The organism is Actinoallomurus sp. NPDC052274 (assembly GCF_040679475.1).
In the GTDB taxonomy this organism is placed as follows: domain Bacteria; phylum Actinomycetota; class Actinomycetes; order Streptosporangiales; family Streptosporangiaceae; genus Actinoallomurus; species Actinoallomurus liliacearum.
On sequence record NZ_JBFAUT010000022.1, the window covers coordinates 119,065 to 132,508 of the forward strand.

The window sequence follows — 13,444 nt, forward strand, 5'->3', positions numbered from 1 at the left end:
GGTCTGCCGAGTCATCACCGCCTTAGCCGGTGACGAGCATCTTGAGATAGTCGCCGTCACCTGTCAAGGTGGTGACATGTTCACGTTCCTGGGGAACCGTCCTTCGCTGGACCTCACCGCCACTGTGCTGTTCCGCCATCACACGGACCCCACAGAGCTGCTGGTTCACGCCGGGGAAGTCGGTGAGTGGGCGCGGCAGGCCGGTCTTGTCGATCAACCGATGGAGGTCGACGAGTTGGGTTTGACGCGCACCCGCGCTCTCCGCGAGGCGATCTACCGCATGGCCCATGCCGTCATGCGGCGTGAGTCATTCGCCCCCGCGGACGTCGATCTGGTGAACACCGCCGCGATGACACCCCCGCTGAACGTGAGCCTCATCGGAAGTCGGCTACGGAGGTCCGGGGGCGTGACACAGCTCCATTCGACCCTCGCGCGGGACGCGCTGGAGCTGTTCGGCGGCGATTCGGCCGACCGCGTTCGCGAGTGCTCCGGGAGCGACTGCACGCGCATCTATTTCGACACATCGCGTAACGCGTCACGGCGCTGGTGTGGCATGAACCAGTGCGGCGACCGAGTCAAAGCGGCCAACTACCGCGCTCGGCGCCGGGAGGCCGCACGGTGAACGGGTCGTGGGACGTCCGGTTCATGCGGCGCCGTGTGCCGTCGACGAGCGTGAAGTCCAGGCCGGCCGTTCCTCTGGCGCCGTCGAGGTCGTCGGCGGGCCGCCCGAGCTGTGCGAGCGATCCGACCCGGTCGAGCACGACGTCCTGCCTGGCGTGCACGAAGCGAGGGTGAGGCCGGCGTTGTAGCGGCGGGGCCGGCATGTCACCACTGCCCGGTCGGCGTTAGGTAGCGGTGAAGGGAGGTTCCCCGCTACCCGCCGCTGCCCTCCCCGAGGTCGCCTCGGCGACCGCCGAGGACGTCGTCCTGCGCCTGGTCGTCGCGCTGACCGGCGTCCACGCCCTGCGACCAGCCCAGATCCGTCTCCCGCGCTTCGACCAGGTCAACCTCCCTGATCGGCGGCTGGACCTCGACGGGACCGATCGGCTGCTGGAAGAGTTCGGTTCGGTCCTTCCCGGCACCCCATTCCGACCTTGGCGTTCCCGGTTCCGCCGGGAACGCCCAGCGTCCGTTCAGGCCGGGTCGCGGTGCGTCGCCGCGCCGGCGTAGTCGGCCAGGCCATCGGCCATCCGCTGCATGAAACGGGTCAGGTACCACCGCCAGAAGGGCCCGGAGAGACGCAGCTTCGGCTCGAAGGCCGCCGACCAGGTGATGTCGGTGCCGCCCTGCGGCGTCTCGGCGAGTTCGATGGTGCCTTGGTAGGACCGGAACGGGCCGCTCACGTTCTCGTAGCCGAACCGCCGGTCGGCGACCAGTTCGACGATGCGTTCCCGGGAGACCGCCCGGCCGGTGCGGAAGACTCGGGTGTCGCCGACCTGCTGCGGGCCTTCGGGGTCGCCGCCGCCCTCGATCTGAACGGCGTCGATCGGCGACCACGACGGCCAGGTGGCCCCATGGACGAGCACCGTGAAGACGGCGCCGGGGTTCGCCGGCGAATGCGAGGTCACTGCGTAGGTGTACGGCACGCCTTGACGTTAGGACGGCGCGGTCGGCTCGGGACATGCGCGGGATTGCCCACCTGTCGATGAGATCTTGCGGTACGCCGACGGCCGTACGCCGACGTGCGCCAGGAAGGCCGAGGACAGGCTGCCGGGGCTGGAGAAGCCGCAGCGTTCGGCGATCTGCCCGATGGTGAGGTCCGTGCCGGCGAGCAACCGCCGTGCCTGCTCGATCCGCAGCCGGGTGAGAAATCGATGCGGCGTCTCGCCGGTGGCTTCGCGGAACACGCGGATGAAGTGGTAAACGCTCAGATGCACTTCGGCGGCGATGTCGGCGAGCGTCAGCGGATGAGCCAGACGCTCGTGCATCACCGCGATGCCGTTGCGGACGGCCGTGTGCTCGGGACCCGATACACGGTGGTCTCGGCCTTGAGTCAGCAGATGTGTCGCGAGGAAGGCCGCGGCCGATTCCGCGTACAGGTCATTCGCGCCCCCGGCGGCCGGCAGCGCGCGTATGACGTGTTCGACGACCGCGTCGCCCGCGCTCAGCAAAGCGGACAGCGCTTCGAAGTCCGGTCCCGGACCTCCCAACTCGGCTGCGGCCCGATCGACGATCGCCCGCGGAATGTGCACCTGGACGCTGTGCATCGCCGACGTCGCGCGGTAACTGCGAACGGTCGAGTGGCCGGGGACCACGAGTTCCAGGCGGCCGGACGCCCAGCGTCGCCGGGCCGCCTTCCCGCCGTCGCGTATCCGCATCACCGCCTCCCCGCTCGTGCAGAGCACAAGGTGCAGATCGGACACTCCGGGCAGTGGAAGGTGCTCCGCCTCCCGCGCATGGGTGAAGCGCTGGACGAGCAGCGACCGCCAGCCGGCGTCCTGCCAACTGCAGTAGGTGCGTCGTACGAACCTTGCCATGTCGAACCCGGCGTACGGCGCCAGATCGAAGTCAGGCGAGTCGAACACCCCGCGAGTCTACGGTCGGCGCTCGGCGAGCACACCGACCGCTGAGTGGGCGCTCTGGTGTACGACGAAGACCGAAACCGACTTGAAGCCAGAGCCCGCACTCGGTGGCATTATGGTGTCCCCTTTCCCGGGCACATCAGCGTATAGGTGGCCAGGCCGGTCAGGAATCAAGAAGCACGCGTCACGGAACCGCTCCTAGCCTGATCGCCATGACCTCGATCGAATCCGTCACCCTTGAGGTGACCGACCGGGTCGGTGAACGGCCCGGACGGGTTCGCGTGGGAGGCGGCGGCGCTGTGAACCGGTACCTGACGGAGGTGCTCTCGGACATCGAAGGAAGGAGTTCTCACATGTGTCACCCTTCGTGGGGGCGCGCGCTCACCGCGGCGCAGCGGCTGAGCGACCTCGCGCGGCTGCGCCGTGTCCGCGACCGGATCGACCGGGAGTACGCGCAGCCGCTGGACGTCGAGGCACTCGCCCGCGGCGTGCACATGTCGGCCGGGCACCTCAGCCGCGAGTTCAAGCGCGCCTACGGCGAGTCGCCGTACGCCTATCTCATGACACGGCGCATCGAACGCGCGATGGCACTGCTACGCCGCGGCGACCTCACCGTCACCGAGGTCTGCTTCGCGGTCGGCTGCTCATCGCTGGGCACCTTCAGCACCCGCTTCACCGAACTCATCGGAATGCCCCCCAGCGTCTACCGACGCCAGGCGCCCGGCGCGACCGCGGGGATCCCGTCATGCGTGGCCAAACAGGTGACCAGACCGATCAGACACCGCGAAGCGCGGGCCCCTGAACTGCAGCTAGCGTGAAAGCCATGGACCTCACCATTCATACGACCTTCCTTCCGCACGACGATCCGGACGCCTCGCTGGCCTTCTACCGCGACATCCTCGGCTTCGAGGTCCGCAGCGACGTCGGGAGCGGCAAGATGCGCTGGATCACGGTCGGCCCCGAAGACCAGCCCGGCACGTCCATCCTCCTGGCGCCACCGGCCGCCGACCCCGGCGTCACCGACGACGAGCGCCGCGCCATCGCCGAGATGATGGCCAAGGGCACCTACGGCTGGATCCTGCTGGCCACCCACGACCTCGACGGGACCTTCGAGCGGGTGCAGGCGGGCGACGCCGAGGTCGTCCAGGAGCCGATCAAGCAGCCGTACGGGGTGCGCGACTGCGCCTTCCGGGATCCCGCGGGCAACCTGGTCCGCATCCAGGAAGTGCGCTGAGCCGTCCCACGATCGCAGGTCGGCCGGCGGCCACGTACGGGAGCGTGTCACAACTGTCGCGACCAGGTTGTGCCGGCGGCCGCGGCCAGGACGAGCCGTTCGTGGGGCGGATTCGGGCCGACCGGGCGCCAGACGACATCAGGGTCGCCGGCCAGGCTGAACTGTGTCCGTAGCGCGACGAGGTCGTCGTCGCCGAGGAGGGCGTGGCGGAACAGGGTGTGGCTGCCGTGGTCCTCGGTGCGGGTCTCGGGTGACCAACCGCGTTCGCGCAGCCGGGCGAGAACGTCGGCCGCGTAGCCACGGGCGCGCCCGGCGGGGAACCACAGCAACCGCTGGCCGGACAGGTCGGACCAGGTCAGTTCCGTCCGGTCGGCGAGTGGGTGGCGCCGATGCAGCAGGACGCCGAGCGGCTCGTCGCTGATCGTCCTCAGCGTCAGTCCCGTCTCGTCCACGGGCGTACGGAGGACACCGAACGCGAGCGTGCCGGCCCGCAGCAGGCCGCCTTGACGCTCGGAGTCGACCGGCTCATAGACGAGTCGTAGTCGGCGGCCACGCGTCATGATCTCCTCCGCCCGCGCGAGGACCGGCTGTGCCACGCCTCGGCACACCCCGACGCGCGCCGTCTCCGGTACGGCGCGCGCTGCCGCGACCGAGGACCGCAGTTCGTCGAAGGCACGGTGTACGCCGTCGAGTAGCAGGCGACCGGCCTCGGTCGGCTCCATCCCTTGGCGCGTACGCCGGAACAGCGGCGTGCCGACGCGCCGTTCCAGCAGCCGAATCTGCTGGCTGAGGCTGGGTTGGGCGATGCGCAGGCGCCGCGCGGCCTCGGTGACGGTGCCGGCGTCGGCGACGACGGCGAAGTAGCGGAGGTGCCGCAGTTCCACGCCCGGAAGCTCCTCCATGCACCACCGTCCCCGTCACCTGCTGTTATAGGCGTCATCCTATGACGACGTCGCGGATCGGTCTTGGCGCTACGGGCCTGGGGTGCGCTTGTCTGGGGTCATGTACGTGATCGTGCTGACCTACCGCGCCCCGCTGGAGACGATCGACGCGCTCAAGGAGGCGCACTACGCCAACCCCGACGGCGTGTTCGCCATGGGTATGGCCCGGCTCGCCGGCCCGCTGCGCCCCCGCACGGGCGGGGTGATCATCGCCGACGGCGACCGGTCCGCGATAGAGGCCGCCGTCGCCTGCGATCCGTTCGTCACCAGTGGCGCCGCTACCGCCGAGATCCTGCAGTTCGACCCCACCTGGACGACTCCGCGCCTCCCCACGGGCCGAGCACCTGAGGCATGATCAGGCGTCCCCCCAGCCCGCCGGCCGGGGAACAGCGCCGACGGCGCTACGCTGCTGCGTCATGCAGGAGACGCGCCTCGACACCGCCCGCATCCGGGCGGCCCGCCGGATCGCGGCGATCCTCGAAGATCCCGACCGCTTCGCCGGCCGACACGTGGTCACCGTCCTGTGCGGCAGCAACGTCGACGTGGACGCCTACCGCCGCTGGGTCGGTGCCGCTCACTGAAATACGACCGTACGGTGGTCGGTTGCACCGGGACGTGACCCGGGGTGGACGATCGTCTCCATGATCGCGATCGGGAAGGCCGCCGGAGGGCCGCCGGCGAGCCGCGAACGGCGTGGCGTCACCGACCTGCGTTCCGCCCCCTGGTCGCTGTCGACGTAGCGTCGTACGGCGGCCGTGATGTCGGCGGCCGGCGCCGTGACCTCGGAGGGACTCCCCCAGCCCGACGACGCCGCCGCCCACCGGTGACATCGGTCAGCCATTGTCCGCGACAAGGCCCAGCCGGACGACGTGGGCGGCTACGGCGATACCCCAGACGGCGCCACTGGGGGAGCTGTTTGAAGCGGCGGGCGAGCACGAACGGCGTGACGATCAGCAGGAGGACGCACGCGAACCCGATCGCGCTGTGCGGCTGCGCATGCCAAGAAGCGGTCGCCTCGGCCTGGCCGCAGCCGTCGGCGACGCGGCAGTCGAGCCGGAACACCGCGTCGGTCAGGTCTTGCATCCCCGAGAGCGCGGGAGACGCCCGGCCCCGCGCCCGGACACCTACTTCAGGCCGTCGTCCAGCGCCTTGGTGAGGACGCCGGGATCGCCGGACATCTCCCAGATCATGGCGCCGAGCAGGTTCTTGCTCCGCAGCCAGGCGGCCTTCTTCCCGATCGACCACGCGTCGTCGAAGGTCCACCACTGCCCGTTGTCGCCGGTGTAACAGAACGTGGCGACCGCCTGCTCGTCATGCGTGATGGCACAGTTGGGCACGCTGGAGATCAGGTTGCCGTAGCCGCGTGTCCCGGCCTCCTCCGGGAACTGCCCGGGAGCCGCCCCTTGGGCGGCCTGCCACTCCCCGTGTTTGCCGCCGTCGGTCACGTTCTGCCAGCCCCGCCCGTAGTAGGCCAGGCCGATGGTCAGCTTGCGGGGGTTGACTCCGGCGTCCAGATACGCGTTCACCGCGTTCTCGACACTGAAGTGGAAGGGATACGGGTCGTCGGTGTCGGTGTACAGGTTGCCCGCGTGTCCGGTGCGGTTGGGCTCCCAGGAGTTGTCGCTGCCCGCGCCGTGGAAGTCGTAGCCCTGAATGTTGAAGATGTCCAGGCTCTTGGCGACCTCGGGCAGATCCCAGCCGGAGGCGATCTTCGCCGGGTCGGCCGGGGTGAACGCGGTGAGCTCGTAGCGCTTGCCGGTCTCCTTCGTCAGCGCGTCGAGTTGGCGCCGGAACTCGGCGATCAGCAGTGTGTTGTTCGCCTTGTCGTTCGGGCTGACGTGGTTTCCGGGGTGCCCGTCGGCCCCTGGCCACTCCCAGTCCAGGTCGATGCCGTCGAAGATGCCGGCGGCCACGCCCGGGCCGCCCGCCGCCTCGTAGTCCGGCAGGTTGCCCTTGATGTAGGTGTCGATGCAGGAGCTGACGAACTTCTTGCGGGAGGCATCGGTGGCGGCGACGTCGGAGAAGTACTTGGAGTACGTCCAGCCGCCGATCGAGATCAGCACCTTCAGGTTCGGATACTTGGCCTTGAGCTTCTTGAGCTGGTTGAAGTTGCCGCGCAGTTTCTCCCAGCCGGTGTCGGCCTGCCCGTCCACCGACTGCGCCGCGCTGAACGACCTGCCGTAGTCGGCGTCGGCGTCGCCCGCGCCGTCGCCCTGGCTCGGGTCCTCCGGGTCGGAGGTGGTGCCCTTGGTGACGCCCTGCAGGCAGGTGAGGTTCTTCGGGTCGATGTTGGCGAACGCGTAGTTCAGGTGGGTCAGCTTGGCGGCGTTACCGATCGTGTCGAGGTTGCGAACGAAGTACTGGCGACCGTAGATGCCCCACTGGACGAAGTAGCCGATGCGCGCGTAGCCGCCCGCCGCGACGATGTCGTCGGTGGTCACCTTGATCGGCGCGCTGACGTTCGAGACGTTGTCGTACAGGTCGCGGGCCTGGACGGTGAAGGAGTAGGTCGTGGACGGGGACAGCCCCGTGACGGTCGCCGTCGTCCCGGTGACCGTCGTGGCGACCGTCCCGTCCACCAGAACGTCGTAATTCGCCACCCCGGAGTTGTCGGTCGACGCGGTCCACGCGAGATCGACGCTGGAGGAGTCCTTGCCGGTGCTGTGCAGGTCGGCCGGGACGGAGGGGGCCTGGGTGTCGTCGGCCGGGTCGTTGGTCGTGACCGTGAGCGGTTGGCTGGCGGGCGAGAGCGTGCCCTTGCGGTCCCTGGCCTTCACCGTGAAGGTGTACGCGGTCTTGGGGGTCAGGCCCGTGACCGTGGCGCTGGTCTCCGACACGGTCGTCGCCAGGGTGGAGCCGTTGTACACCTCGTACGCGGTGACGGGGAGGCTGCCGGGCGTGGCGGCGGTCCAGGCGAGCGACACTGTCTTGGTCGTCTTCACCGGCGAGCGCAGGCCGCCGGGCGCGCCGGGCGGCACGTCGGCGGAGCCGTCGCAGTTGGCGTCGTTGATACGGCAGTTCGTGGGCTCCGCGCCGGACCGGCTGACGGTGAAGGTCGGGCTGTAGGGCTCGGTGGTCCGGCCCGCTCCGACGGTGGCGTTGTAGTAGGCGGCGGTGAGGGTGACCGTGTGTCCGCTCTGGCTGAGCGAGCCGTTGTCGGCCGCACTGGCGGTGACGCCGTCGGGCAGGTCGAACACGATCGACCAGTTGTTGATCGTGGCGGCGGTGTTGTTGGCGACGACGAACTTGGCCTGCGTTCCGTTGACGGAATAGGTGGCGGTGACCGCCGTCGGGGTGGGCGGCACATCACCGCTGCCGTCGCAGTTCGCGCCGTTCACCGTGCATTTCGTGGGCTGCGTGGCGGAGCTGAGCGTGAAGGTGGGGCTGTAGGGCTCGGTGTTCGCTCCCGCGCCGATGGTGTTGATGTAGAACGCGGGCGTCAGCGTCACCTTCGTCCCGTTCTGGGTGAGGGTGGCGTTCTGGGCGTTGCTCGCGGTCACGCCCGCGGGGAGTTCGAAGACCAACGTCCAGCCGCTGACGGCGGACGTGCCGGGGTTGGCGACCACGTACTTGCCTGTGGTGCCCGAAAGGCTGAAGGTCGCCGACAGCCGCCCGGCCGCCCAGGTTGGGGCCACGGCGAAGGCGGTGACGACGATGATGGTGAGCAGGATGCCGAGCGATCGGCGCATACCGAACACCTACTTCCTAGGGGTCTTCCGGGAGCGGGTGGCGAGGCTCCCGAGCATTCGTGTGATCTCGCCGGTGCGGGGGCGCCGGCGAGGCTCCCGGGCGTTCGCGTGATCTCGCCTGTGCGGGGGCGCGTCTGCCGGGCATGGAGGGCCGCCGGGACCCGGCGGCCCTTCATGCCGGCCTGCCTACGGCAGGGTGTTCAGGTGCGGGCGGACCGTGCCGGCGAAGCCGCCGCCGTCGGTGACGTCCCAGTTGATCGACCAGGTCATCGCGCCGCGGATATCGGGATACGTGCGCGGCGGCTTGAACGAACCGCACCCGGTTCCCCTGGCCAGGCAGTCCAGGGCGTCGTCGACCAGGGCGGGCGAGACGACTCCACCGCCCGCCGCGCCCGGGCCCGCGGGCAGGCCCAGCGACACCTGGTCGGGCCGCAGGCCGTTCTCGAGCTGGATGCAGGCCAGTGCGGTCATGAAGTCGACCGTGCCCTGCCCGTAGACCTTCTGGTCGCAGCCGAGCATCGCGCCGGAGTTGTAGTACTGCATGTGCACCACGGTGAGGATGTCCTTGATCTTCAGCGCGAGCTGGAAGTAGGACCCGCCCGTGGACTGCATGTCCACGGTCTGCGGCGCCAGGGTGATGATCAGATCGGCGCCCGCCTCGGCTCGTAGCCGGCGCAGCGCCTGCTCCATGTAGGTCGGCTGGAGCCCGTTCTCCAGGTCGATGTCGACCCCGTCGAAGCCGTACCGGTTCATCAGGCCGTAGACGCTGTCGGCGAAGGTCGTCGCGGCGGCCGCGCTGTCCACCCGGACGGTGCCCGTCTCGCCCCCGATCGACAGGATGACCCGCTTGCCCTTCGCCTTGAGCGCCGCCACATCGGCTGTGAACTGCGCGTCGGTGTAACCGCCCAGCGCCGTCGACAGTCCCGGATCCACCCCGAAGGTGACCTCGCCCGCGCGGGAGGTCGCCGTGCCGAACGCGACCGCGATGAGGTCGTAGTCCGCCGGCACCTCGGAGAGCCTCAGCTCGCGGGCCGGGTTCGCGAAGTCGTGCCAGTAGCCGGTCAGGAAGTGTCTGGGCAGCGGTCCGGTCGCGCAGCCGGTGGTCGTGCCGGTGACGGCCTCGCTGGCGGGCGACTCGCCGTCGGCGTCGTACGCCTTGACCGTGTAGCTGTGCGTCGAGCACGCCCCGAGGCCGGAGAGCGTGGCGCCGGTGCCGCTCACGGTCGTCCTCAGGTCGGAGCCTTCGTAGACGTGGTAGCCGGTCGGTGTCCCGCTGCCCGGGGTCCACGACAGCGTCAGCGACGTATCGGTCCGGTCCGTGACGGTCGGCGTGCCGGGGGCGCCGAGGCCGCCCGGGGCCCCGCCCGTACAGGGCGCTCCGTTGAACGTGCAGTTCAGCGGACTCCCCGGACCGGTTCCGAGGAACCCGAACGTGACGGATCCACCGGGCGGGATCACCGCGTTGTAGTCGCGGTTACGGAACGTCTGATGGGGCGGGGACGTGGTCAGCAGGGCGTCCCAGTAGGACCCGATCGTCGTCCCCGCGGGAAGGTCGAACTCGACCCGCCAACCGTTGATCGCGATATCGGATCCGTTGGTGAGGGTGAACCGCCCCTCCCATCCCGAACCCCAGTCGGAAGGCTTGGTGAACGTCGCGGTGCCGGCGGCCGCCGTGGCGTCGGCACGGGCGCCGAGGGGCACCAGGAGGGCGATCAGGAGGGCGGCGAGGACACTGAGAACTAAGCGGGGGCGCATGGCTCACTCCATGGGCGCGGTGGGAAGGCTGGCGGGAATCCCCCGAGACCCGGGTCAGTGCGTGCTGGAATTAATTAGGAAACTCTCCTATCAATTTGAGAGCACGTTAACCAGCGCCCCGACCCCCGGCAACCCCCAATCGCCGTGCTCGCGAACGCCTCGGCGGACCAGCCCAGGTGGCCCACCGGACCAGTGCGAGCCAACGGTGAACTTTGGCACTAATCACCGAGATTCCGGCCTCGTGTTGGCAACCCTGCCCGGTCGGCCCACGTGGGCCACGGCGACCACCCGGCCGCCCCACGGACCGCGTCGGCGAGTGTCGCCGTCGTCGGCTCGGCGTGGCGGGAACAGTCCCTCCGGGCGGCCTTTGCCGTCCCAGGTGAGCAGGTTGACGCGGTCGCGCGGCCGCACCCTCACGGTGTCGTCGGGCGGGGCGGTGAGCGGCGCGTGGAGCACCGGCTCCAGCATCCCCGGTCCGCCCGGAACATCCAGGCCGCATGCGAGCGTCCCCACCCGTGCCCCTCCGGGAGCGGGGGCACCGGGAGCACGCATGGTCGCGGAGTCACCTATTGGTATTGGTCGCCCATATCGCATTATGGCCGTTGTAGATCACCATGTTGTAGTCGGCCTGGAGCACCAGCGTCGCGCCATTGTGGCCGGGCGTTCCCGACGCCCAGATCGCCTGTCTGCCGTTGATGTAGACGACCAGATTGCCGTCGGATTGGAACTCGGCGTACGCGCCGGCGTGATGCGTCCCGGTGGACCAGATGATCTTGCTGCTCGTGTCGCGCAGCACGAGGTCGCCGCCCGTCTGCATGGTCAACGCGAGGCGGTTCGTGCGCAGGGTCTTACCCGGGTTGAGGTCGTAGGGCGCGTGCACTTCGAGTGCCCACGGATTCCCGCCCGACATCGGCTTCTCACCCGCCGGAACGCCCTTGCGGGCCGCTTTGGTCGAGGAACCGCTCTTGCGGGCCGCTTTGCTCGAGGGACTGCCCTTGGAGGCCGCGTGGGCGGGAGGTGAAGGTTTGCCGGAGGTCTTGGGCGCGGCGCTCTTGGCGGCCGCCGGTTTCTGCGTCTCGTGTGCCGAGGGTGTCGCGGTCGGGGTGACCGACGGGGACATGGAGGTGTACGCGCCCGGCGGAGGTTGCCGTCCGTCGCCGGACAGCACTCTGTCGGCCGCCGCCGAGGCGGGGTGTTTCTTGGCATGCCGCGAGCCCGTGCCGATCAGCAGGACCGGGATCGCGAGCAGGACGACCCCGCCGATCGCGACCGCGGCCAGCACGGGTTTCCTCGGCCGGTCCGGCGGCATCTCGTCGGCGTTCACCGCGGCGGTCCGCGGGGCGGCCGCCACCGCGACGTCCGTGTCCGGGGCGGGGTCCTCCGGCTCCTTCGCCGCCGACGGTGTGTCCTTCGGCCGCTCTTGGGTCTCGCCGGTCTTCTTCTCCTCGGCGGCGGGCCGGTCGTCCTCATGGGCCGGCTCGGCGCCGGCGCCCGGCGACAGGTCTCCGGCCTCCTCGATGTCCGCCTCGGGCAACTCCAGCGGCCGGCGGATACCGAGCGACTCCACGCGTTCAGCGGGTCCTGGCTGAGAAGACAAGATCGCTCTCCTTAGGTCTGAATCAGATCGCGGGCGCCGCGTCCAGCGGCGCGCCGGCCGGCTGCCACGGGACGCCCCTCCCGCTGAGGGCGCATGCCGACGCGGCGCTTCGCCGAGCCGCTCCAGCGCGGCTCGGTCGGCGTTGTCCAGGGCTCCGACCCGGCCGGTCCCCGGTCTGGCATCCTCTGGCGGGTCACGATCCACCTCCGGTGCCGGATTCGGTCCGGCGAAAGAGATGGCCGGTCATCCGTGCACCTCCTCCACGCGACGGCGCGGCGCTCTAAGGTCGACCCCCTCGCCCCGCACACAGGCGGTATCGGCGGTAGGCCGACCCCTCGGCAAGGCATACGAATCCCGCCGTGTTCGGGTTCACCACAGCCCGCCCCGTTTTCGGGCGGATCCGACCGACCTCGGTGCTCTGGTTTTGTCGGCGGTGGGGGGAATCATCGGTGGCATGTGCAAGGACGACCGGTCCGCAGTGAAGTGCCCGAGCTGTCACGCCTCCCTCGTGCTCGCCTCCCTCGTGCTCGCCGCCACCGGCGACGGCCCCCCGCCGGTTCTGGCCCGCCGCGATCCGCCGTACCCGCCGCCGGTGCATGAGGTGCTGGCCCCGTACGCGGGCCGGGTCATCGATCCGGCAGCCGCCCGCAGCGGTGCCGCCGAGGTCCGCGCCAAGTTGACCGCCGCCCGCACCGCGGCGGCCCAGCGCCGCGCCCGGCAGGCCCAGGCCCGGCGTGCCGGTCTCAATGTCCAGGGCGTTCCACACCAGGCGGCATGACGACGCCGCCATGAGACCGGCACCACCACCGCCGAGCCACGCGGAGTGGACGGCGTGGATCGTCGTGGCTGCCAGGCGGTCGGAACGACGCCTGCAGGCGATCTTCGGAGCCGGATGGCCGGGTTTCAGACCGGCCTCTCGGCCTCCGCGGTCGGCTCCAGCGTGATGTCACCGGCCAGGATCGCGGCGCGGGCCACCGCGTCGGTCTGGAGCAGCATCGCGGCGTTCGACCGAGGTGTCGCGCCGATCGCGGTTCCCCAGTGCACGGATTCGACGGGAATGCCCAGCGCGAAGCGGCGTGGGTGCGGGCGTCCGTCGGCGGTGACGACGTGGAACGGGCTCTCCGTGACCTCCAAGCCGCCGGTCTCATAGGCCGGTCCACCGGGTGTCGGGATGCGGTACGGACGGCAGGCGCCGGTCTCCCGCAGGTGCCGGAGCAGCGGATCGGCGGTATGGCGCACGTCGGGCGGTGGCAGGTGCGCCTCCAGGAAGGCCGGTGCCGTGACCGGCTCACCGCCGACCTGCGGCGAGGTCGCCAGGAAGATCTTTCGCTCCGGATCGGCGGTCACGGTCATCCCCGGGCCGACGAACCTGACCAGCCCGGCGTCGGCCAGGGCCAGCAGTTCCTCGATCCGGCCCGCCGGCGGTCCGCTCGACACGGATGCGGCGAAACCACGGAACCAGCCGTCCAGGTCGCGGCGATGAGAGTCGCCGGCCAGGCCGCCGTATGCCACCAACCGGCGGACCCGGCCCCGGGTGGCTCCCAGCGCGGTCATCGCGGTCTTGAGCGGACTCCGGCTCGCGTCCCGGGCCTGCGCCAGGTCGTCCCGCAGCCCGGCCACCACGCTCCGGTGCAGCGACTCCCGGTCATCGAACGTGGCACCGTCCAACGGGCGGTCCAGGGCCGAGAAATCGAGCCGGACCGCCG

At 70.2% G+C, this 13,444-nt stretch carries 14 protein-coding genes and 1 pseudogene; 7 read left to right on the forward strand and 8 right to left on the reverse strand.

Annotated elements, in window-relative coordinates; translation table 11 throughout:
- Positions 1-76: 76 nt before the first annotated feature.
- The gene (locus AB0K82_RS20510) at positions 77-622 is read left to right on the forward strand and encodes an ABATE domain-containing protein (protein ID WP_364398982.1); all 546 of its coding nucleotides are present in this window, start codon (positions 77-79) and stop codon (positions 620-622) included.
- Here AB0K82_RS20510 and AB0K82_RS20515 read toward each other — a convergent pair.
- On the reverse strand, positions 576-782 hold the full coding sequence (locus tag AB0K82_RS20515) for a hypothetical protein (RefSeq protein WP_364398984.1): 207 nt from the start codon (positions 780-782) through the stop codon (positions 576-578). The genes AB0K82_RS20510 and AB0K82_RS20515 overlap by 47 nt on opposite strands.
- Before the next feature lie 73 nt (positions 783-855).
- Here AB0K82_RS20515 and AB0K82_RS20520 point away from each other — a divergent pair, with 73 nt between their 5' ends.
- Entirely contained in the window at positions 856-1,170 is a 315-nt protein-coding gene (locus AB0K82_RS20520; protein ID WP_364398986.1) for a hypothetical protein, read from the forward strand.
- Here AB0K82_RS20520 and AB0K82_RS20525 read toward each other — a convergent pair.
- Both AB0K82_RS20525 and AB0K82_RS20530 read right to left on the reverse strand, forming a co-directional pair.
- Complete coding sequence (locus AB0K82_RS20525; RefSeq protein ID WP_364398988.1) at positions 1,134-1,586, reverse strand: SRPBCC family protein; 453 nt, start codon at positions 1,584-1,586, stop codon at positions 1,134-1,136. The two genes, AB0K82_RS20520 and AB0K82_RS20525, sit on opposite strands and share 37 nt — an antisense overlap.
- A 9-nt stretch (positions 1,587-1,595) precedes the next feature.
- Complete coding sequence (locus AB0K82_RS20530; RefSeq protein ID WP_364398989.1) at positions 1,596-2,525, reverse strand: helix-turn-helix transcriptional regulator; 930 nt, start codon at positions 2,523-2,525, stop codon at positions 1,596-1,598.
- 350 nt (positions 2,526-2,875) lie between these two features.
- Here AB0K82_RS20530 and AB0K82_RS20535 point away from each other — a divergent pair, with 350 nt between their 5' ends.
- Positions 2,876-3,340, forward strand: coding sequence for a helix-turn-helix transcriptional regulator (locus AB0K82_RS20535; protein ID WP_364398991.1), 465 nt, complete (start codon positions 2,876-2,878; stop codon positions 3,338-3,340).
- Between the two features lie 5 nt (positions 3,341-3,345).
- Positions 3,346-3,756 (forward strand): VOC family protein, encoded by a 411-nt coding sequence (locus AB0K82_RS20540; RefSeq protein WP_364398993.1) that lies wholly within the window; start codon positions 3,346-3,348, stop codon positions 3,754-3,756.
- Between the two features lie 47 nt (positions 3,757-3,803).
- On the opposite strand, the gene AB0K82_RS20545 is transcribed toward AB0K82_RS20540, so the two are convergent.
- Complete coding sequence (locus tag AB0K82_RS20545; RefSeq protein WP_364398994.1) at positions 3,804-4,640, reverse strand: LysR family transcriptional regulator; 837 nt, start codon at positions 4,638-4,640, stop codon at positions 3,804-3,806.
- 100 nt (positions 4,641-4,740) lie between these two features.
- Here AB0K82_RS20545 and AB0K82_RS20550 point away from each other — a divergent pair, with 100 nt between their 5' ends.
- Positions 4,741-5,052: a YciI family protein gene (locus tag AB0K82_RS20550; protein ID WP_364398996.1), complete on the forward strand. Its 312-nt coding sequence runs from the start codon at positions 4,741-4,743 to the stop codon at positions 5,050-5,052.
- Positions 5,053-5,113: 61 nt separating this feature from the next.
- Positions 5,114-5,278, forward strand: coding sequence for a hypothetical protein (locus tag AB0K82_RS20555; protein WP_364398998.1), 165 nt, complete (start codon positions 5,114-5,116; stop codon positions 5,276-5,278).
- Positions 5,279-5,821: 543 nt separating this feature from the next.
- On the opposite strand, the gene AB0K82_RS20560 is transcribed toward AB0K82_RS20555, so the two are convergent.
- The 3 genes from AB0K82_RS20560 to AB0K82_RS20570 form a co-directional block, all read right to left on the reverse strand.
- On the reverse strand, positions 5,822-8,386 hold the full coding sequence (locus tag AB0K82_RS20560; RefSeq protein ID WP_364399000.1) for a glycosyl hydrolase family 18 protein: 2,565 nt from the start codon (positions 8,384-8,386) through the stop codon (positions 5,822-5,824).
- A gap of 186 nt (positions 8,387-8,572) precedes the next feature.
- On the reverse strand, positions 8,573-10,141 hold the full coding sequence (locus AB0K82_RS20565) for a glycosyl hydrolase family 18 protein (protein WP_364399002.1): 1,569 nt from the start codon (positions 10,139-10,141) through the stop codon (positions 8,573-8,575).
- Between the two features lie 562 nt (positions 10,142-10,703).
- Positions 10,704-11,738 carry a hypothetical protein gene (locus AB0K82_RS20570; protein ID WP_364399004.1) on the reverse strand — a complete coding sequence of 345 codons (1,035 nt, stop codon included), beginning with the start codon at positions 11,736-11,738 and terminating at the stop codon, positions 10,704-10,706.
- Between the two features lie 454 nt (positions 11,739-12,192).
- On the opposite strand from AB0K82_RS20570, the gene AB0K82_RS20575 reads away from it, so the two are divergent.
- Positions 12,193-12,516 (forward strand): hypothetical protein, encoded by a 324-nt coding sequence (locus tag AB0K82_RS20575; protein ID WP_364399005.1) that lies wholly within the window; start codon positions 12,193-12,195, stop codon positions 12,514-12,516.
- A 125-nt stretch (positions 12,517-12,641) separates the two neighbouring features.
- On the opposite strand, the pseudogene AB0K82_RS20580 reads toward AB0K82_RS20575, so the two are convergent.
- Positions 12,642-13,444: pseudogene (locus AB0K82_RS20580) on the reverse strand (FAD-binding protein); the annotation flags it as partial.

Excerpts from the sequence above, each read along its gene's own strand:
- AB0K82_RS20540 (WP_364398993.1), top strand. The coding sequence starts at position 3,346 with ATGGACCTCACCATTCATACGACCTTCCTTCCGCACGACGATCCGGAC.
- AB0K82_RS20510 (WP_364398982.1), top strand. The coding sequence starts at position 77 with ATGTTCACGTTCCTGGGGAACCGTCCTTCGCTGGACCTCACCGCCACT.
- AB0K82_RS20535 (WP_364398991.1), top strand. The coding sequence starts at position 2,876 with ATGTGTCACCCTTCGTGGGGGCGCGCGCTCACCGCGGCGCAGCGGCTG.
- AB0K82_RS20560 (WP_364399000.1), bottom strand. The coding sequence starts at position 8,386 with ATGCGCCGATCGCTCGGCATCCTGCTCACCATCATCGTCGTCACCGCC.
- AB0K82_RS20575 (WP_364399005.1), top strand. The coding sequence starts at position 12,193 with ATGTGCAAGGACGACCGGTCCGCAGTGAAGTGCCCGAGCTGTCACGCC.
- AB0K82_RS20555 (WP_364398998.1), top strand. The coding sequence starts at position 5,114 with ATGCAGGAGACGCGCCTCGACACCGCCCGCATCCGGGCGGCCCGCCGG.
- AB0K82_RS20565 (WP_364399002.1), bottom strand. The coding sequence starts at position 10,141 with ATGCGCCCCCGCTTAGTTCTCAGTGTCCTCGCCGCCCTCCTGATCGCC.